The organism is Ramlibacter sp. (genome assembly GCF_028291745.1).
In the GTDB taxonomy this organism is placed as follows: domain Bacteria; phylum Pseudomonadota; class Gammaproteobacteria; order Burkholderiales; family Burkholderiaceae_C; genus Ramlibacter.
In genome coordinates this window covers 35,826-54,890 of the sequence record NZ_JAQGNQ010000113.1, presented here as the reverse complement: position 1 = coordinate 54,890, position 19,065 = coordinate 35,826, and the positions used below count along the sequence as shown (strand labels likewise).

The following is a 19,065-nucleotide window of genomic DNA, read 5'->3' as shown; positions in this document are numbered from 1 at the left end:
CGGGCAAACTCGGAGCACCCCAACCCCATGATTCGCTGGATCATCGTCGTCTTCCTCGCGCTCATGCTGATCAGCTGGTTCTCTCCCGCGCTGCAGAAGCTCGGCTTCGGCAAGCTGCCGGGGGACATCCGCTTCAAGCTGTTTGGCCGCGAGATCTTCATCCCCCTCACCTCCACCATCCTGCTGAGCATGGTCGCGGCGGTGATCGCGAAGTTCCTCTGAAACCATGAAAGCCTGCGTCGACATCGGCGGCACCAAGGTCGCGGTCAGCCTGAACACCGGAGCCGGCCTCGAGCTGGTCGGCAAGCGCAGCGAGCCCACCGCCAAGACCGGCCGCCACGACGCGCTCGCCCAGCAGGTGATCCGCATGGTGGATGAGAGCGCGCGCGAGGTCGGCATCGATCCCTCGCGCGTGCAGCGCGTGGGCGTTTCTTCGGCCGGGCCCTTCATGCTGAACGCCGGACTGGTCGAACTGGCCAGCCCCAACATCTGCGGCGGCCTGGCCGGCCCGGCCCGCGGCCTGCCGAACGACTGGATGACGGCCACGCTCGAGGCGCCGCTGCGCCACCGCTTCACCGAAAGCGTGCGAGTGGAGAACGATGCCGTCTCCGCCCTCGAGGCCGAGCGGCGCTGGGGCGCGCTGCAGGGCTTCGAGCATTGCGCTTACGTGACCTGGAGCACCGGCGTCGGCATGGGCCTGTGCGTCGACGGGCACGTGCTGCGCGGCAAGAACGGCAACGCCGGCCATGGCGGCCACATGTTCGTCAGCGACAACAACGACGCCTTGTGCGGCTGCGGCAACGTCGGCGACCTGGAAGCGCTGGTGGCCGGCAATGCGGTGGCCCGCCGCTTCGGCGCCGATGCCGCCACGCTGATGCAGCACGCGCGCGCCGGCGATGCCGATGCCATCGCGAAGGTCGACGAGTTGTGCCGCGTGATGGGCCGCGCCCTGTACAACATCACCGTCGTCCTCGACCTGCAGCGCATCAGCATCGGTGGCAGCGTGTTCAGCAACAACCAGGAGTACCTGCTGCCGCGGCTGCAGGGCTTCATGCGCGGCAAGCTGCCGGCGCTCACCAACGGCTGCGAGCTGGTGGCCGCCGGCCTGGGCGACCGGGTGGGCGACTACGCCGCGCTGGCCCTGGTGGTCTGAAGCAGCTGCGCCACGACATCGCTGCGGGCGTGCTGGATGCGCTCGCCGATCTGCTCGCCGACCTGGCCCTGCTCGCGGGCGCGCGCGGCGATGGTTGCGGTGTCGACGCTGCGGGCGGCCGTGAGCGCGGCCAGCAGGCGATCGCGTTGCGGGTACGGTCGCTCCTCCAGGCCGAGCCGTCCGCGCGCATCGCACTCGCAGGCCAGCAGGATCTGCTCGAAGCGCTGCGGCTTGCGGAAGGCGTCGCAGCGTTCCAGCAAGCGCACGATGGCGGCAGCGCCGAACTCGCCGCTGCGATGGATGTTGCCGTGCTCGCGCGCGACCACGTCGGCCAGTTCGCGGCAGTCGTTGGGCACGCGCAGCCGGTTGCAGACTTTCTTGAGCAGGTCGGCGCTGCGCTGCTCGTGGCCGATGTGGCGCGGCAGCACGGATTGCGGCGTCGTGCCCTTGCCCAGGTCATGCGTGAGGCAGGCGAAGCGCACGGCCAGCGGCGCCGAGAGGCGGGCGCTCAGGTCCAGCACCATCATGTTGTGCACGCCGGTGTCGATCTCGGGGTGGTAGTCGGCGCGCTGCGGCACGCCCCAGAGCCGATCGACCTCGGGCAGCACGCGCACCAGCGCGCCGCAGTCGCGCAGCACCTCGAACATCCGGGAAGGCCGCGGTTCCATGAGGCCGCGCGCAAGCTCCTGCCAGACGCGCTCGGGCACCAGGTGGTCGGCCTCGCCCTCGGCCACCATGCCGCGCATCAATTCCATGGTTTCCGGCGCGACTTGGAAATCGAAGAAGCGGGCGGCAAAGCGGGCCAGGCGCAGGATGCGCACGGGGTCTTCGCGGAAGGCCTCGGTGACGTGGCGCAGCGTTCTGGCTTGCAGGTCCCGCTGGCCCTGGTAGGGATCGATCACCGTGCCGTCGGGGCCCTGCGCCATCGCATTGACCGTGAGGTCGCGGCGCGCGAGGTCCTGCTCCAGCGTCACTTCGGGCGAGGCCTGGAAGGCAAAGCCGTGATAGCCGCGGCCGGTCTTGCGCTCGGTGCGGGCCAGCGCGTATTCCTCGCGCGTCTCGGGATGCAGGAAGACCGGGAAGTCCTTGCCCACCGGCAGGTAGCCCGAGGCGATCATCGCTTCGGGGGTCGCACCGACCACGACCCAGTCGATGTCGTTCACCGGCAAGCCGAGCAGTGCATCGCGGACCGCGCCGCCGACCCGGAAGGTTTGCATGCAGGGAGTTTAGCTGCCGGAGGCGCCCTCACCCCAGCCCTCTCCCGCCAGCGGGAGAGGGAGCAAGATCACTCTCCCCGTGGGGAGAGGGTTGGGGCGAGGGCAGCGGCGCGAGACCTACCGCTGCTTGCGATACGGCTCGTCAAACGCCACGAAGTCGTGCTCCGCCAGTGCCTCATCCACCCACGACTTCAGCGCCGGCAGCGCATGCACGCGCTCGACGTAGGCCGCGGCCGCCTCGGACACCGGCAGGCGATACGTGCGGATGCGCGTGCACACCGGCGCGTAGAAAGCATCCGCGATGCCGAACTCGCCGAACAGCATCGGTCCACCCGAGGCAGCCAGCAGCTCGGTCCAGAGCGTGGTGATGCGCTCCAGGTCCGCTTGCACCGGCGGCTGTTCGCGCCAGATGCGCGCGCCGACTTCCGGCAGCGAGGCCTCGATGTTCATCGGGCAGTGGCTGCGCAGCGCACCGAAGCCCGAGTGCATCTCGGCGCAGACGCTGCGCGCGCGGGCGCGCTGCTGGCGCTCGCGCGGCCACAGCGGCGCCTCGGGGAATTTCTCGGCCAGGTATTCGCAGATGGCCAGCGAGTCCCAGATCGCGAAGCCTTCGTCCACCAGCACCGGGACGCGGCCGCCGGGATTGACCTGCAGCACCTCCTGCTTGAAGTGCGAGTCGGTGCCGAAGGAATCGAAGCGCACCATGCGCTCGGTGAAAGGCAGGCCCGCCTGTTTCATCAGCACCCAGGGGCGCATGGACCAGGACGAGTAGTTCTTGTTGCCGATGTAGAGCGTGAGCATCGTGAGCCTCCGTAGGTGTCAGGCCGTGATGCTAGTCGCGGCCGGGCTTGCGATTGATGCGAAAACCCGGAGGGATTGATGAGGCGCGGGGCTGGATGTCCGGATGTCCGGATGTCATCCCGGGCTCGACCCGGGATCCATGCTGCGGTGGTGCAGGTGCCGTCGTGGATTGCGGGTCAAGCCCGCAATGACATCCAGAACAGCCCGCACTGACATCCAAAGCAGGCCCGCAATGCCATCCAAGGCGCTACGGCAGCTCGCCGTTGGGCGCCGGCTGCCCCTGGTCGCGCGGGCCGATCATTCCGAGCCGCGCCTTCAGCGACTGCGGTTGCCCGGTCAGCATCGCCGCATAGAAGGTGGTGTTGGACAGCACCTTCTTGACGTAATCGCGCGTCTCCTGGAAGGGCACGTTCTCGGCCCAGGCGGCGCCTTCCAGCAGGGGGCCGTTGCGCCAGGTGCGCGGCCGGCTCGGGCCGGCGTTGTAGGCGGCCGCGGCCAGGGGCATGGAGCCGCCGAAATCGTCCAGCACGAGCTTGAGGTAGCCGGTGCCGATGGCGATGTTGGTGTCGCGGTCGTGCAGCTGCTCGGGATTGAAGCCGCGCATGCCCAGCTTGTTGGCCGTCCAGCGCGCCGTCGCCGGCATCACCTGCATCAGGCCGGAGGCGCCCACGCCCGACTGCGCATTGGTGACGAAACGGCTTTCCTGCCGGATCAGCCCGTACACGTACGCCGGGTCCAGCTTGATCTCGCCCGCCCGCCGCACGACCGCGTCGCGGAAGGGCATCGGGTAGCGCTGGTCGGCGTCGAATTCGTTCTTCGTGCGCTCGCTGGTGTTGATGCAGCGGTCCCAGACCTCGCGCTCGCACGCGTACTGCGCCGCTGCCAGCAGCTCGCGGTCGCCCAGGCCGCCCGGGGTGTGCAGGTTGGTGGTGTAGTTCCACTCGCGCACGCCTTCGCTGCGCAGCCCGATGGAGATCGCATAAAGGGCACGATTGAGGCCGGCGTCCTGGCGCGCCGCCTTCTTCTCGGCGTCGGTCAGGGGCGCGGGCCTGGCCGGAACCACGATCTTGCCACCCAGTTCTTCGGTGGCAAGCTGCTCGTAGAAGCCGCGGGGCGCGGCGATGGACTGCAGCAGCTTCTCGGCATCGGCCCGGCGCGCTTCCGAGGGCTTGTTGTCGGCCAGCAGGGCGCGCGCCTTCCAGTACACCCAGGTGGGATCGGCGCGGCCCTCTTCACTCATCGCGTTGACGGCCTCCTGCACGTTGCGCCAGTCGGGTCGGTTGGGGGCGCGCAGCGCTGCCCGCACCTTCCAGCCCAGGAGCTCGTCGCTGAGGTGGGCGTCGCCGGTCACGTGCGCGAAATAGCCGTTGGCCTCCGGCATCAGGCGCTGCGCCGCCTGGTGGCCGATCACGCCCCAGACCCAGTCGCGCTCCTCGGCCGCCATTTGCGGCCCCCATTTGTTGTCCAGCATGCCGGCCGCCGTTTCGACGTCGCTGGTGGCCAGCTTGATGAGGGCCAGCCCCACCAGCTCGCGCCGCACCCGCGAGACGGCAGCCGCCTTGCTGGTGAGGAACTTCGCCGGGCTGGAATTCAGCTCGTTGAGCAGGGGCAGGGCCTCGGGCTTGACGATCTGCAGCGCTGCCGCCGCCGCCCGCGGCCTGTTGGCTTCAACGGACTGGCGGGCCTTGCGCCAGGCATCGGCCTGCGTCAGTCGATGCTTGCCGTAGCCTTCGCCCAGCAGCGTGGAGGCGGCCAGCGTGCAGCCATCGTCCACGTCGCGCTGGGCCAGCCAGTTGCGGCGCACTTCCTCGGACACCGTGGGCAGCGAGGCGGGGTCCTTGAGCGCCTGCACCAGCAAGCCGTAGCAGCGGACCTCGCGGTCGTCGCGCATGCGGTACTTGGGGTATTCCTGCGCGAAGGTCTCCCAGTCGCGCCGCTGGCCGAGCAGCTGCAGCCAGTCGTCGCGCATGCGGTCTTCCTGGTAGGTGCCGGCGTAGCGCACGAGGAATTGCTGGATGTCGGCGGCGCTGGCCGTGTCCAGCCGGGCCCGCAACTCCCAATACGCGGCCCAGGGCTCGAGCGCGTGGCCCTGGGCCTGCGGCAACAGCTGGGCGAGGCGGGCCTTGTCGCCCTGCCGGAAGGCTTGCTGCATCTGCAGGATGACGTCGTCGCGGGCTTGCTGCGGGGCCTGGGCCTGCACGCAGCCCACGAGGACGACGGCCAGGGATGCCAGAATCGATCGCAACTTCATCGGGAAATTATGGACAGGTCGGAAGAAAAAAGGGCTCTGCGCCAGCGGCTGATCGCCCAGAGGTTGAACATGCCGGACCGCGCACGCCGGGGCGACCTGCTGCAGCAGGTGATGCGCATCTGGCTGGTGGGACGTCCGGACACGGCCATCGGCGCGTACTGGCCGATCAAGGGCGAGTTCGATCCGCTGCCGGCGCTGCATCGCTGGAAGGAGGACGGAGAGCTGCTGGACGAGCCGCAACTGCGCCGCATCGGGCTGCCGGTGGTGGACAAGGTGAATCAGACGCTGAAATTCCATGCATGGTTCCCGGGCTGCCCGATGGAGGAAGATGCGTTCGGTATCCCGAAACCCAAGGACACCGAGGTGATCGTCCCCACCTTGCTGTTCGTGCCCTGCGTGGGCTACAGCATGGGCGGCTTCCGGCTGGGCTACGGTGGTGGTTTCTACGACCGCACGCTGGCCCAGCTGCAGCCGAAACCGTACACGGTGGGGCTGGGGTTCGCGGCCGGCTTCCTGCCGGATCTGGAGGCGGAGACGCACGACATTGCGCTGGATGCGATTCTCAATGAGTTGGGGGTGGCGTGGCCGATGGGGTTGGGGGGGTGAGAGGCGCCACCGTGTCGTTGCGGGCTTGACCCGCAATCCACGACGGCGCTGGCACGATCGCAGCATGGATCCCGGGTCAGGCCCGGGATGACATCCGAACACCCCGGATGCCATCCGAACATCCGAACACCCCCGAGTGACCTCCCCCGTCAATCCATCTGATCCACCGTATCCGGATCCGGCACTTCCCCGATCGTCTGGCGAGTGATCTTGCTTTGCGCCAGCAGCCAGTCGCAGAAGGCGCGGATCTCCGGGCGCTGGGCGCTGCGCGGGCCCACGATCATCCAGTAAGCCATGGGTGACTCCATGCGCAGCCGCGGCAGCGGTTCGATCAGGTCGCCGTTGGCCAGGCTCTCGGCCACCAGCGGCAGGCGCGCCAGCACCACGCCCTGGCCGGCGAGCGCGGCCTGCACCATCTGGTACGCGTAGTTGAAATAGAGCCAGCGCTTGGGCTGCAGCTTGGCCAGCCCGTGCTCGTCGAACCAGCGCCGCCACGTCAGCCACTCCAGGTGCGTCTGGTGCGCATCCCCGGCTTCGATCAACGTGAACTGCGCGACGTCCGAAGGCTTCGCCAGCGCCTGCCCGGCATTGAGCAGCCAGGGGCTGGCGACCGGCGTGAGCTGCTCGCCGAACAGCCGGATGGCATTGGGCGGCATGGTCGCCATCGGCCCGTAGCGCAGGGCGAGGTCCACGTCGGAGATCTCGAGATCGAGCTTGTTGTCGCTGGCGTCGATGCGGATGTCCATGTCGGGGTGGTCGCGCTGGAACTGCTCCAGCCGCGGGATCAGCCACATCGAGGCGAACGACGCGAAGGTCGTGAGGGCGACCGCGCGCCGCCCGGCGCTCTGCCGGATCTGTCGCACCGCGCCGTCGATGCGCGGCAGCGACTGCGACACCGCCATCAGCAACTGCGCGCCGGCGCTGGTGAGTTCCACCGCGCGCGTGTGGCGCAGGAACAGGCCCACCCCCACTTCTTCCTCGAGGGCCTGGATCTGGCGACTCACGGCCGATTGGGTGAGCGCCATCTCCTCCGCCGCGGCGCGGAAGTTCAGGTGGCGGGCCACGGCCTCGAAGGCGCGCAGGTGGCCGGCGGAGATCGGGCGGGTGCGCAGGTGCGTCTGCGAATGTTGCATGGCGCGTGACCGGATTGATGCGTTTATCGAATCAAAAGGGTAGCGGGATTTCATTGGACCGCCAAGCGGGCGTGAAAGATCATCTCATTCCGAAAAGCCATCGCTGGAGCTGATCATGAACGACCGCGTGCTGCCCTCCTTCCTCAGAGCCGCTCCCGTGGCTGCCCTGCCGGGCACGTGGAAGCTGGCGCGCGGCCGCGCGATCATGCTCAACCCGGCCAGCGACGGCATCCTGCGCGTGGCGCACGGGCGCCTGTGGGCCACCGTCGAAGGACCGCATGGCGGCACGCCCGGCGACTCGGGCGACCATGTGTTGCAGGTGGGGCGCTCCATGTTCGTCAAGCGCGGGCAGCGCCTGGTGGTGGAGGCGTGGAACGCGACCGGCCCTTCCTGGTTCGCCTGGGATCCGGTGTTCGCTTGCGTGCCGGTGGCGCAGGGGCGCCGGATCAACTTCGCGGTCGTCGTGCAGCCAGTGGCGGATCTGCGGCTGGCGACATCGCTGGCCTTGCGGGCGCTGGGGCAATTGGCGTCGGGTCTCGGTCGTGTGGCGTGGCAGGTGATGGCGAGGGCGGCCGATAAAATCCTCGGCTTCCCCCGCGCACCAGGAGTCCCATGATGACGAGGCGCGCGGCGTGAAGAACCCGCGCATCGGGACGGCCGAGCGCGACCAGGGGATGTGGGCGGCGTTGCAGGATTGACGCGCTTGGCTGGGGTGCCTGCGGCAGCCCAGCCTACAGTGCTCCCGACCTCGTAGGCTGGGCTTCGCGAAGCGAACCCCAGCGCAACGCTTCACGATCCCCGTCGCCTGTAGTCCGTCGCCGACAGCCCCGTCACACAGCGGCCGACACGCGCTCCTCACCCTGGTGCCTAAGCTGGAGAAACCAAGAGGAGCGTCTCATGACCCAACAAAAACCCGCACCGCGCGCGTTGCAGCAGCAACCGGAGCGCGCCATCGATCCGCAGCAGCAGCGCGGCGGCGCAACCGACTTCCAGTCGGGCAACAGCAGCCAAGTGCAGGGCGAGGGCAGCTACACGGCGACCGGGGACTACCAGAACAGCATCAGGAACTACCTGGACCACGCCGACGTGCAGGCCGATGCGCAGGCAGCGAAGCCGGTTTCCGAGGCCGAGGCGCGCGAACTCGAGGCGGCCGAGCGCGCAGCCCGCGCGCACTCCAAGGGCGAGCGCTGATCACGGCGGGCTGAGCGCCCGTCGCGCCGCGGCCAGCGCCGCCAGCGCCAGCAGCGACAAGAGCAAGGCAAGCCCCGGCGCGCCGCCGGCCTGCAGTGCCGAACCGCTGGCCACCGGGCCCAGCGATCCGCCCCAGGTGTAGCCCGTGATCATCGCGGCCGTGCCACCCCCGGCCGCACGCCCCGCGAAGGTGTGCGCCACCTGCACCATGCTCAGCGTGTAGAGCGCGCCACCCACCCCTCCCCAGACCAATCCGCAAGCCCATGGCAACCACGGCGCCTGCGTGGCGAAAGCCATTGCGATGCTGGCCACGAGCAGCGCCAGCGACGCGCACGTGAACACCCGCGTCAGCGGATAGCGGTCGGCGGCCAGCCCCGCGGGATATTGCAGCAGAAAGCTGCCGACGCCGATGGCGCCCGCCACGCTCGCCGCGCTGCGCAGGCTCAGGCCCGAGGCCGATGCATGCGCGGCGCTGACCGCGCCCAGACCCGCTTCGAACACGCCGCCGCAGAACGCGAGCACGGCCAGCCACGGCACCAGCCGCAACGCCTGCCAGGTGCCGCCCGCCTGCGGATCGCGCGGCTTGGATACGTGCGGCCGCGCCGTCACGGCCAGCAGCACGCAGCCGGCGACCATGGCGACGGCGAGCCAAAGCACCGGGCGCGCATCGAGCTGCAGCAGGCCGGGCAGGAAGGGACCGACCGCGAGAGCAGCGCCCAGCGCCGTCTGGTACGCGCCCATCACGCGCCCGCGCATTTCCGGCGGCGCCTCCTCCGCCATCAGGGCTTCGGTCGTGTTCCACAGGGCCGCGGCGCCGCAGCCGATCACGATCGAGCATAGGGCCCAGAGCACCGGCCGCTGGGTGAGGGCGTACCCCAGGACGCCCGTGAACTGCAGCAGCGCACCGGCCCGATAGCAGCGCACGGTGCCCAGGCGGGCCAGCACGCGCGGCATCAGCGGAATGAGCAGGCCGACCATCAGGAAGGGCAGCATGGAAAACGCGCCGATGAAAGCCGTGCCGCGGCCGGCCTGCTGCAGCAGCACGGCGAGCACCGGCCCGGTCATCGCGGAAGCGGTGACGATCAAGGTGGTCGCGGCGCCCAGCCGCCAGACCAGCGCCAGCCCGGACGTGGGCGCCCTCACCGGGTCTCGCCGGCCAGCTCGCGCACGTCCCGTTGGTAGGCGCTCAGCCGGCGCACGGCCTGGTCGCGCTGGGCCGGCGTGGTGCTCTGGTGCACGGCGGAGAAGATGCGGCAGCCTTCCTGCACCAGGCCCTCTTGCCAGGTGCGGTACGCGAGGTCGGGCGCATGCTCGGCCCGCTCGCGCCAGGCATGCAATTGCGCGCGCGCATCCGCCGCTGAAGAAGGCGCGGTGCTGATGCGAGCCAGCGTGCGCAGCAGGTCCTGCTGGCGCCGTTCGCGATCGGCCAGGATGCGAGCGGGGTCGTAGGCAGACTGCGCCAGGCTCTGGCGCAGCACCGCGCGTTGCGGTTCGTCGAGGCGGCCGTAGATCATCTCCGCGCGCTGCAGCACGCGGTCGTAGCGTTTCTCCTGGCGCTCCGCGGGCGCGGGATCTATCTGTTCCTTGCGGAAGGTCTCGTTGCCCGAATGAAACTTGCGTTCCAGGTGCCGCAGCTGGCCTGCCGTGAGCGTGGTGGCAAGGGCAGCCCCGGCCGGTTCGATGCGATCGCCGACGGCAGCCAGGCGCGCACGCACGTCGGCCACCACGTCGCAGGCCTGCTGCGGCGTGATCTCTCCCGGCGCCAGTTGCTCGAGGTGTGCGAGCAACTCGGCGACCTGCGGGAGCTCCTGCTGGCGATGCCAGGCATGCAATTGCGCAAGCTCGCCGCGCACGCCCACCCGCTGCGCATCGGAGAAATCGAGATAACCGTCGAGCCACCAGTAGCCCAGGTCGGGCATGGTGTTGTAGCCGAGCTTGAGCGCGCTGCAGGCAGACAGCGCCAACGAGAGAGCGACGGCAAGGATAATGCCGCCGAGGCGCATGGGGGCTAACTTCAGCATGGTGTGAAGGGTACGTGAATGACAGCAGTCGATGTGGTGGTGATGGCGGCGGGCAAGGGCACGCGCATGAAAAGCAGGACCGCGAAGGTGCTGCACCGGCTGGGCGGCCGTCCGCTGATCCAGCACGTGATGGACACCGCGCACGCACTGCACGCGCGTCGCACGATCGTCGTCACCGGCCATGGGGCCGACGACGTCGAGGGCTGGCTGCGCGCCAGCGCCCAGGCGGCGGGCCAGACCGTGCCCGACTTCGTGCGGCAGGAGCCGCAGCTCGGGACCGGCCACGCGGTGCAGCAGGTGGTGCCGGTGCTGCCCGATGACGGCATCGCGTTGATCCTCAATGGCGACGTGCCCCTGGTGCGGCCCGAGACGCTGCAGGCGCTGGTGGAGAAATGCGGCGGCCAGCGGCTGGCCCTGCTCACGATCGAGATGCCCGACCCGACCGGCTATGGACGCATCGTGCGCTCCGGCGACGCGGTGCAGGCCATTGTCGAACACAAGGACGCGAGCCACCCGCAGCGCGCGATTCGCGAGGTCTACACCGGCTTCATGGCGGTGCCTTCGGCGAAGCTGAAGCAGTGGCTTGCGCGGCTCTCCAACGACAACGCGCAGAAGGAGTACTACCTCACCGACATCGTGCAGTTTGCCGTGGCGGATGGCTGCGAGGTGGTCGCCTCGCCGGCGCAGGAGGCCGTGGAAGTCGAGGGGGTGAACAGCCCCTTGCAGCTCGCGCAGCTGGAACGGGCCTTCCAGATGCGGCAGGCGCGCGCGCTGCTGGAAAGCGGCGTCCGGCTGGCGGACCCGGCGCGCTTCGACGTGCGCGGCACGCTCACCTGCGGGCGCGACGTCGCCATCGACGTGAACTGCGTCTTCTTCGGCGACGTGGTGCTGGGCGACGACGTGCACATCGGAGCGAACTGCGTGATCGGCAATGCGCGCATCGCATCCGGTGCGTGGATCCATCCCTTCACCCACATCGACGGCGAGCAGGCCGGCGTGACGGTGGGGGAGGGCGCCCTGATCGGGCCGTTCGCGCGGCTGCGTCCGGGCGCGCAACTGGGGCCGGAGGTGCACATCGGCAACTTCGTCGAAGTGAAGAACTCGACCCTCGCACGCGGCGCCAAGGCCAATCACCTGGCGTACCTCGGCGACGCCGAGGTCGGCGAGCGCGTGAACTATGGCGCGGGCAGCATCACCGCGAATTACGACGGCGCCAACAAGAACCGCACCGTGATCGAGTCCGACGTGCACGTGGGCAGCAACTGCGTGCTGGTGGCGCCGGTGACGGTGGCGCGCGGCGGCACGATAGGCGCGGGTTCGGTGGTGAACAGGAACACGGAGCCGGAGATGCTGACGGTGGCGCGGGCGCGGCAGGTGAGCATCGCGAACTGGGTGCGGCCGAAGAAGCCGGCGAAGAAATGAAGATGGATGTCGTGCGGGCTTGACCCGCAATCCACGCGGCGCTTGTGCGAGCGCCGTCATGGATCCCGGGTCGAGCCCGGGATGACATCGCCATGGTTGCCCGCCAGCCCGGGATGACATCCAAACCATCGCCTAAGCGCTAGCCGCCCCGTCCCGTCCGCGGCAACGGAATCCGCGGCCGGAATTTCGCCCTTCTCACGGAGAAGAACGCCTTCACGTTGCGCACGTTCGCGTCCCCCGTGAACAGCCGCTGCGCCAGCGCCAGGTACTCCGGCATGTCGCGGGCGTGCACGATCAGGATGAAGTCGGGACCGGGCGAGACGCGATAGCACTGCTGCACGGCGTCGTCGGCGATCACCCGCTGCTCGAAGGCTTCGTGTTCCTCGCTGCCCTGGCGATCCAGCGAAATCTCAACCACTGCTTCCAGTCCGTGCCCCAGCGCCGCTGCCATGCGATCGGGCTGCAGGATCGCCTGCTCGCGCTCGATCAGGCCGGCGTCGCGCAGCCGCTTCACGCGCCGCAGGCAGGTCGCGGGCGAGATGTGCACCTTGCGGGCGAGATCCTGGTTGCTCACCGCGCTGTCTTCCTGCAGCTGGTCAAGCAGGGCCAGATCGGTCTGGTCGATGGCGATAACTTGCGTTGAACCCGGCATGGCGCAATTTTATTGCGCGTGGCGTAGTCGAGGAAACTTCCTTGCGAAACAGGCTGCATTTAGATCACATATTGCATGCACCTGCCTCTAGAGTCCCTTCATCCCAGCCACTGAGGTGACTCCATGTGCGGCATCGTCGGCGCGGTTTCCACGCGCAACATCGTTCCCATCCTCGTCCAGGGCCTGCAGCGCCTGGAATACCGCGGCTATGACTCCTGCGGTGTCGCCGTCTATGCCGAGGGGCTCAAGCGCGCCCGCAGCACGGCGCGCGTGGCCGAACTCATGGAGCAGGTGAGCAGCGAGCACATCGTCGGCGGCACCGGCATCGCCCACACGCGCTGGGCCACGCATGGCGCGCCCGCCGTGCACAACGCGCATCCGCATTTCAGCCACGGGCCGGGCGAAGCGGCCCCGGCCGCGCCCGGGCGGATCGCGCTGGTGCACAACGGCATCATCGAGAACCACGACGAGTTGCGCGCGCAACTGAAGGCGCGCGGCTACCGCTTCACCAGCCAGACCGACACCGAGGTGATCGCGCACCTGGTCGACAGCCTCTACGAGGGCGACCTGTTCGAGGCCGTGCAGGCGGCGCTCGTGCAACTGCACGGCGCCTATGCGATCGCGGTGTTCTGCAAGGACGAGCCGCACCGCGTGGTCGGCGCCCGCGCCGGCTCGCCGCTGGTGCTGGGCGTGGGCAAGGACGAGAACTTCCTGGCCAGCGACGCGATGGCGCTGGCCGGCGTGACCGACCAGATCGTCTACCTGGAAGAAGGCGACATGGTCGACCTGCAGCTGGGTCGCTACTGGGTGGTGGACCGCAACCGCAAGCCGGTGCAGCGGCCCGTGAAGACGGTGCAGGCGCACAGCGGCGCCGCCGAACTGGGCCCCTATCGGCACTACATGCAGAAGGAAATCTTCGAGCAGCCGCGCGCGATCAGCGACACGCTGGAGGGCGTGGTCAACATCATGCCGGAGCTGTTCGGCGACGCTGCGCTGTCGGTCTTCAAGCAGATCGACAACGTGCTGATCCTCGCCTGCGGCACCAGCTACTACAGCGGCTGCACGGCGAAATACTGGCTCGAATCCATTGCCCGCATCCCGACGCAGGTGGAGATCGCCAGCGAGTACCGCTACCGCGAATCGGTGCCCAACCCGAAGACGCTGATCGTGACCATCAGCCAGTCCGGCGAGACCGCGGACACCCTGGCAGCGCTGAAGCATGCGCGCGCGCTGGGCATGGAGCATTCATTGACCATCTGCAACGTATCGACGTCGGCGATGGTGCGCGAATGCAAGCTGGCGTACATCACGCGCGCCGGGGTGGAGATCGGCGTTGCATCGACCAAGGCGTTCACCACCCAGCTGGCCGGATTGTTCCTGCTGACGCTGACGCTCGCCCAGTTGCGCGGACAACTGACGGAGACCGAAGAGGCGCAGCACCTGAAGGCCATGCGCCACCTGCCTTCGGCGCTGTCGGCGGTGCTGGCCCTGGAGCCGCAGATCATCAGCTGGGCCGAGGACTTCGCGAACAAGGAGCACGCGCTGTTCCTCGGGCGCGGCATGCACTATCCGATCGCGCTGGAAGGCGCGCTGAAGCTCAAGGAAATCAGCTACATCCACGCCGAGGCCTATCCGGCCGGCGAATTGAAGCATGGCCCGCTGGCGCTGGTCACCGACGAGATGCCGGTGGTGACGGTGGCCCCGAACGACGCGCTGCTGGAAAAGTTGAAGAGCAACATGCAGGAAGTGCGCGCCCGCGGCGGCGTGCTGTACGTGCTGGCCGATGCCGACAGCCGCATTGAAAGCAGCGAAGGCGTGCACGTGATCCGCATGCCGGAGCACTACGGCACGCTCAGCCCCCTGCTGCACGTGGTGCCGCTCCAGCTGCTGGCGTATCACACGGCGCTGGCACGCGGAACGGATGTCGACAAGCCGCGGAACCTGGCGAAGAGTGTGACGGTGGAGTAGGGTGCTGGTCCTTCGGCGTTCAGTCGGCTCGGCAGACGTCGACTACGCGCCCGGTGCGGGCGGATTCCTCGATGGCCAGTGTCACCGCCAGCGTGTTGCGTGCATCCTGAGGCGTGGCCAGGTTGCACGGCTTGCCGGTGGCCAGTTCGTCCAGCCAGGCACGCGTCTCGTCGGCGAGCGGGCCGAGAAAGTCGCCCAGCGCCCAGTCCCCGGAGGTCGAGCTTTCCAGGAAGACCGTCTCCACCTTCTGGCCCGGCAGGTAGACGTGCGGGAAGCCGGCGTTGGTGTGCATGATCTGGTCGGTGTGGTCGTCGTTGATCAACAGCACGCCGTCCGTTCCCAGGAGCTCCACACGGGCAGCATGGCCCACCGAAGGCCATTTCTCGGGGAGGGCGTAGCTCACGCCGAGGTTCACCACCGCGCCATCGCGGCAGGTGAGCACCGCCCAGGTCACGTCGTCGGTGTCGTAGCCGGCCGCCTGGATCACGCCTTTCTGCCCCCGCGCGAACACCTCGGTGACGGGGTTGCCCTCCAGCAGCCAGCCCATGAGGTCCACGTAGTAGGTGAGGGCGTCCACCACCGGGGTTGCGTGCGGGTTGCGCCCGAGCATGGCCAGGCACTGCGCGCGCGAGTTGTACAGGCGGGCGCAGGCACCGGTGATCGTGCCGAGACGGCCCTGGCGCAATTGCTCCTTCGCCAGCAGGTAGCGCGTCTTGTACCGGCGGCTGTAGCCCACACGCAGGTTGCCCCCAAGCTCCTGCACCGTCCGCAGCATGAGGTCGGCATCCGCTACCGTCAGTGCGATCGGCTTTTCCACCAGCACCGGAACCTGGCGTCGCAGCGCAGCGATCACCGGCGTGGTGTGCTCGTGCTCGCTGGAGGAGACGATGATCGCGTTGATCTCCGGACGCGAGATCGCCGCGGCCAGCTCGGTGGTGCAGAACGAGGCGCCGATGGTCCTGGCCAGCTTGTCTGCGGCGGCGGCATCGGTGTCCATCACCACGATGGAACGCACGGCCGGGTGCATGGCCGCGAGCCGGCCGCGCAAGGTGCCGATGCGGCCGCAGCCGACGATCGCAAGATGGATGTCCTGTTTGGCGTTCACGGGGATATCTCCTCGACGGCGGCCATGCTAGCTGCTTGATCGCGCGATCAACACAGGGTTGCTGCGGGGCCGCTGCGCAAACCTGTTGCAGCCAGACCTGGCGCGCTCCGGTCGGCTGCCCGCGCGCTCGCACGCCGCAGCGCCTGCCCGCTACACTGGCCGACCTATGCGGCCGCAGTCCACCCCAGCCCAGGCGCGGCGCGCGCCCGCCGCGGCGCAGCCGGTGCGCTACTGGAACATCGCCGACCAGTTGCGGCACGAGATCGAGCAGGGCCGCTACAAGCCCGGCGAAAGGTTGCCGACCGAGGAGCAACTGCTCGAGCACTTCGGGGTCAGCCGCCACACCATGCGGGAAGCATTGCGGGTGCTCACCGAGGAGGGCCTGATCGCCCGCCGCCCGCGCGCCGGTTCCACCGTGATCGCGACCACGGCGCCGCGCCAGTTCACGCAGCGCCTCAGCTCGGTGCAGGAGCTGCTCAATTACCCGAACACGGTGCGCAAATCCCTCTCGGCCAAGTACGTGGCAGCCGACCACGAGCTGGCCGTGAAGCTGCGCTGCGCGGTGGGCACCAGCTGGTTCCGCCTGCACTCGCTGCGCCTGCTGGAAGGATCGACCACGCCCGTGGCGCAGACCGACATCTACGTCGCGCCCGAATTCGCCGGCGTCACCAGGCACCGCAAGCATCTGCTGATCCCGGTGGTGGACCAGATCGCGGAGCTCCATGGCGTGCACGCGGACAGCACCGACGTGGAGATCTCGGCGGACCTGATGCCGGCGGCCACCGCGCGCCTGCTGCAGGTGCCTCCGGGCTCGGCCTCGCTCAACGTGGTGCGCCGCTACGCCGATGCGCAGGGGCGCGTGTTCGAGGTCACCGTCACCACCCACGCGGCGCAGCGCTACACCTACAGCTTCCACCTGGAGCGCGAGGCGCCGGCAGCGCGCAAGCGCCCGGCGCACACCCGGGGCTGACGCCCTTTTGTCCGGACAATTGGGCGCTTGCTCGACCGTTGCGTCCGGGTGCAAACCCGTAGTTGACGCCAATTTGTCCGGATGATTGAATGCGCCTCCCACACCCCGGAGGCGCGTCGATGGCCCGCATTCCCCTTCTTGCGAGCGACCTGCAGGAACCCGCCGAACTGGTCGCCGCGATCCGCCAGCGGCGCGGCGGCGAGCTCGCCGAACTCGATCGCCTGCTGCTGCATAGCCCGCCGTTCGCCGCGGGCTGGAACTTCCACCTCGGCCAGGTCCGCACGCAGCTCGAGGTGCCGCCGAAGCTGCGCGAGCTGGCGATGTGCGTGGTGGCCGTCGTCAACCGCGCCGACTACGAATTTGCCGGTCACCTGCCGCTGTTCCTGAAGCACGGCGGGACGCGGGCGCAGGGCGAGGCGCTGCGCAACGCCGAGGCCGCGCTGGAGAACCGCTTGCTGTTCGACGACGGCGAGCGCGCCGTCATGCGCCTGACGCTGGAGATGACGCGCGACGTGCAGGTGCGCGACGCCACCTTCGAGCGGGCGCGCGAAGCGCTGGGCGGCACCAGCCGTGCAATCACCGAGATGATCGGCGTGATCGCGACGTACAACATGGTCTCGCGCTTCCTCGTCGCCCTGGAACTGCATCCGGCCTGAACGCCGGCAAGGAGATCCTGCATGGAAACCGACAAGGCCGTCCCCGGATTCGAGCGGCTCGTGCCGCGCGAGTCGCAGCTGGAGGTGATCGCCGGCGACCTGATGTTCGGCGAGGGGCCCGTGTACAACAGCCGCACCGGCGAATTCTTCTGGGTCGACATCATCGGCGACACGATCTGGAAATGGCAGCGCGGTGTGGGCCGCGAGGTGGTCGTGCGCCCCAGCTACAAGGCCGACGGCCTGACCTTCGACCGGCAGGGCCGGCTGGTCGTCGCGGGCTGGGCCTGGCGGCGCGTCTGGCGCCGCGAGCACGACGGCTCGATCAAGACCTTGTGCGCGGAGTGGAAGGGCATGCCCCTGAATTCGCCCAACGACATCGTGTGCAAGTCCGATGGCGCGATCTATTTCACGGACCCCTCGGGCGCCCTGAACAACGTGGAGATGCACGGCGAGGACGTGCAGCGCTACCTCGATTTCCACGGCGTGTTCCGCATCGGCGCGGACGGCAAGACGTCGCTCGTGGTGGAGGACTTCACCTATCCGAACGGCTTGGCGTTCTCGCCGGATGAATCGCTCCTGTACATCAACGACACCCGCGAGAACCTGATCAAGGTCTACGAGGTGCAGGGCGACGGCTCGCTGAAGAACGGCCGCCTGTTCGCGAAGCTCGAGGGCCCCGAGGCCGGCGTGGCCGACGGCATGAAGGTGGACGTGGAAGGCAACGTCTACTGCACCGGCCCGGCCGGCATCCACGTGTTTGCGCCGGATGGCGGCCTGCTCGGGCGCCTGCTGATCCCGGGCCACACCACCAACCTGGGCTTCGGCGATGCCGACTGGCAGAGCCTGTACATCACCACCTACACCTCGCTGTTCCGCGTGCAGATGGGCATCGCCGGCCTGCCGGTGACGTTCGACGATTGAAGGAAGGTCGCACCATGAGCTGGACATTCGACATCCTGCACGGGCCCACGAAGCGCCTCCTGGGCGGCCTGGCGTGGGACGGCCGCGAGATGCTTGCAAGCGACCTCGGCAACAGCACCCTGCTGGCGCACGACCCCGCCACCGGCGAGACGCGCACGCGGCGCAAGTGGACCAACCGCGTCAACGGCATCGCCTTCGGCCCCGACGGCGCGCTGTATGGCTGCCAGGAAGGCTCGCGCCGCGTGATCCGCATGATCCCCGACGGGCCGGCGCGCATCACCACCACGCAGTTCCACGGCGCGCCGCACAACCATCCCTGCCTCCTGACGGTGGACCGCAAGGGCGCGGTCTGGTTCTCCGACTGCCACCACCCGCTGCCGGCGTCCGGCCCGCAGGTGTTCCCGCTGCTGCCACATCAGTCGGTGCTGCGCCTCGCGCAGGGCGCGCGCCCGCAAAGCCACTGGCACATCGAGCGCGTCACCTTCGACACCCTGCGCCCGCGCGGCGTGGCGCTGTCGCCGGACGAGAAGACGCTCTACGTCGCCGACACCGACAACACGCCGGGCGGCCGGCGCGAGTTGCGCGCGTATCCCCTGCGCGAGGACGGTTCGGTGGAAGAGCCCATCGTGCTGCACACCTTCGGCGCGGACCGACGCGGCGTGCACCGCGGCATCGAGGGACTCTGCGTCGACACCGAAGGGCGCATCGTCGCCTGCGCCGGCTGGCAGCGCAGCGGCCCGGGACCGGTGGTGATGGTGTTCTCGCCAGCGGGCGCGGTGCTGCAATCGCATTCGCTGCCGGTCGACGAGCCGGTGAACTGCGCGTTCGGCGGCCCGGGGCTGGGAACGCTGTTCGTCACCACGGCGCTGGGCCACCTGCTGCGCGCCGAGGCCACCGGGGCGCAAGGGCCCAAGACGCACCTGCCGGTCGCCTGAAGGCGGCCCGGCCCGATTCGGCCCCGGCCGCCCCGGCCGGTCCTTCCCGCCACGAGGAGACAG

19 protein-coding genes are annotated in these 19,065 nt (G+C 69.0%); 11 read left to right on the top strand and 8 right to left on the bottom strand.

Features of this window, described 5'->3' with window-relative positions:
- The first annotated feature begins 27 nt into the window (after positions 1-27).
- Together JWP60_RS21205 and JWP60_RS21200 are read left to right on the top strand one after the other, a co-directional pair.
- Positions 28-222 (top strand): DUF2905 domain-containing protein, encoded by a 195-nt coding sequence (locus JWP60_RS21205; protein WP_299795695.1) that lies wholly within the window; start codon positions 28-30, stop codon positions 220-222.
- Between the two features lie 4 nt (positions 223-226).
- Positions 227-1,153 (top strand): ROK family protein, encoded by a 927-nt coding sequence (locus JWP60_RS21200; protein ID WP_299795693.1) that lies wholly within the window; start codon positions 227-229, stop codon positions 1,151-1,153.
- Here the strand turns inward: JWP60_RS21200 and JWP60_RS21195 are convergent.
- The 3 genes from JWP60_RS21195 to JWP60_RS21185 all read right to left on the bottom strand — a co-directional run bounded on the left by JWP60_RS21195 (position 1,126) and on the right by JWP60_RS21185 (position 5,323).
- A complete protein-coding gene (locus JWP60_RS21195; protein ID WP_299795691.1) occupies positions 1,126-2,370 on the bottom strand; it encodes a multifunctional CCA addition/repair protein in 1,245 nt (414 codons plus the stop codon). The genes JWP60_RS21200 and JWP60_RS21195 overlap by 28 nt on opposite strands.
- Positions 2,371-2,487: 117 nt before the next feature.
- The gene (locus JWP60_RS21190; protein WP_299795689.1) at positions 2,488-3,171 is read right to left on the bottom strand and encodes a glutathione S-transferase family protein; all 684 of its coding nucleotides are present in this window, start codon (positions 3,169-3,171) and stop codon (positions 2,488-2,490) included.
- Between the two features lie 247 nt (positions 3,172-3,418).
- Complete coding sequence (locus JWP60_RS21185) at positions 3,419-5,323, bottom strand: lytic transglycosylase domain-containing protein (protein WP_299795687.1); 1,905 nt, start codon at positions 5,321-5,323, stop codon at positions 3,419-3,421.
- 108 nt (positions 5,324-5,431) lie between these two features.
- On the opposite strand from JWP60_RS21185, the gene JWP60_RS21180 reads away from it, so the two are divergent.
- Entirely contained in the window at positions 5,432-6,028 is a 597-nt protein-coding gene (locus tag JWP60_RS21180) for a 5-formyltetrahydrofolate cyclo-ligase (protein ID WP_299795766.1), read from the top strand.
- A gap of 149 nt (positions 6,029-6,177) precedes the next feature.
- Here JWP60_RS21180 and JWP60_RS21175 read toward each other — a convergent pair whose 3' ends face one another.
- Positions 6,178-7,161, bottom strand: a complete 984-nt coding sequence (locus JWP60_RS21175) for a LysR substrate-binding domain-containing protein (RefSeq protein WP_299795685.1) — start codon at positions 7,159-7,161, stop codon at positions 6,178-6,180.
- A 115-nt stretch (positions 7,162-7,276) separates the two neighbouring features.
- Here JWP60_RS21175 and JWP60_RS21170 point away from each other — a divergent pair, with 115 nt between their 5' ends.
- Positions 7,277-7,777, top strand: a complete 501-nt coding sequence (locus JWP60_RS21170; RefSeq protein WP_299795683.1) for a DUF2917 domain-containing protein — start codon at positions 7,277-7,279, stop codon at positions 7,775-7,777.
- A gap of 281 nt (positions 7,778-8,058) precedes the next feature.
- Positions 8,059-8,352: a hypothetical protein gene (locus JWP60_RS21165; protein ID WP_299795681.1), complete on the top strand. Its 294-nt coding sequence runs from the start codon at positions 8,059-8,061 to the stop codon at positions 8,350-8,352.
- Here JWP60_RS21165 and JWP60_RS21160 read toward each other — a convergent pair whose 3' ends face one another.
- Both JWP60_RS21160 and JWP60_RS21155 read right to left on the bottom strand, forming a co-directional pair.
- Positions 8,353-9,495, bottom strand: a complete 1,143-nt coding sequence (locus tag JWP60_RS21160; protein WP_299795679.1) for an MFS transporter — start codon at positions 9,493-9,495, stop codon at positions 8,353-8,355. It lies immediately after the preceding gene.
- On the bottom strand, positions 9,492-10,373 hold the full coding sequence (locus tag JWP60_RS21155; protein WP_299795677.1) for a DUF6279 family lipoprotein: 882 nt from the start codon (positions 10,371-10,373) through the stop codon (positions 9,492-9,494). Before JWP60_RS21155 ends, JWP60_RS21160 begins: the two co-directional genes overlap by 4 nt.
- Positions 10,374-10,391: 18 nt before the next feature.
- On the opposite strand from JWP60_RS21155, the gene glmU reads away from it, so the two are divergent.
- Positions 10,392-11,795, top strand: coding sequence for a bifunctional UDP-N-acetylglucosamine diphosphorylase/glucosamine-1-phosphate N-acetyltransferase GlmU (gene glmU / locus JWP60_RS21150; RefSeq protein WP_299795675.1), 1,404 nt, complete (start codon positions 10,392-10,394; stop codon positions 11,793-11,795).
- 139 nt (positions 11,796-11,934) lie between these two features.
- Here glmU and JWP60_RS21145 read toward each other — a convergent pair whose 3' ends face one another.
- A complete protein-coding gene (locus JWP60_RS21145) occupies positions 11,935-12,447 on the bottom strand; it encodes an Lrp/AsnC family transcriptional regulator (protein ID WP_299795673.1) in 513 nt (170 codons plus the stop codon).
- A gap of 123 nt (positions 12,448-12,570) precedes the next feature.
- Between JWP60_RS21145 and glmS the strand changes: the two genes are divergently transcribed.
- On the top strand, positions 12,571-14,415 hold the full coding sequence (glmS, locus tag JWP60_RS21140; protein ID WP_299795671.1) for a glutamine--fructose-6-phosphate transaminase (isomerizing): 1,845 nt from the start codon (positions 12,571-12,573) through the stop codon (positions 14,413-14,415).
- Positions 14,416-14,434: 19 nt separating this feature from the next.
- Here the strand turns inward: glmS and JWP60_RS21135 are convergent, their stop codons facing one another.
- On the bottom strand, positions 14,435-15,520 hold the full coding sequence (locus JWP60_RS21135; RefSeq protein WP_299795669.1) for a Gfo/Idh/MocA family oxidoreductase: 1,086 nt from the start codon (positions 15,518-15,520) through the stop codon (positions 14,435-14,437).
- 166 nt (positions 15,521-15,686) lie between these two features.
- Here JWP60_RS21135 and JWP60_RS21130 point away from each other — a divergent pair, with 166 nt between their 5' ends.
- The 4 genes from JWP60_RS21130 (at position 15,687) to JWP60_RS21115 (ending at position 19,002) form a co-directional block, all read left to right on the top strand.
- Positions 15,687-16,490 carry a GntR family transcriptional regulator gene (locus JWP60_RS21130; RefSeq protein WP_299795667.1) on the top strand — a complete coding sequence of 268 codons (804 nt, stop codon included), beginning with the start codon at positions 15,687-15,689 and terminating at the stop codon, positions 16,488-16,490.
- Positions 16,491-16,609: 119 nt separating this feature from the next.
- The gene (locus tag JWP60_RS21125) at positions 16,610-17,146 is read left to right on the top strand and encodes a carboxymuconolactone decarboxylase family protein (protein WP_299795666.1); all 537 of its coding nucleotides are present in this window, start codon (positions 16,610-16,612) and stop codon (positions 17,144-17,146) included.
- Positions 17,147-17,167: 21 nt separating this feature from the next.
- Positions 17,168-18,067 (top strand): SMP-30/gluconolactonase/LRE family protein, encoded by a 900-nt coding sequence (locus JWP60_RS21120; protein ID WP_299795664.1) that lies wholly within the window; start codon positions 17,168-17,170, stop codon positions 18,065-18,067.
- A gap of 14 nt (positions 18,068-18,081) precedes the next feature.
- Positions 18,082-19,002, top strand: coding sequence for an SMP-30/gluconolactonase/LRE family protein (locus JWP60_RS21115; protein ID WP_299795662.1), 921 nt, complete (start codon positions 18,082-18,084; stop codon positions 19,000-19,002).
- Positions 19,003-19,065 lie beyond the last annotated feature (63 nt).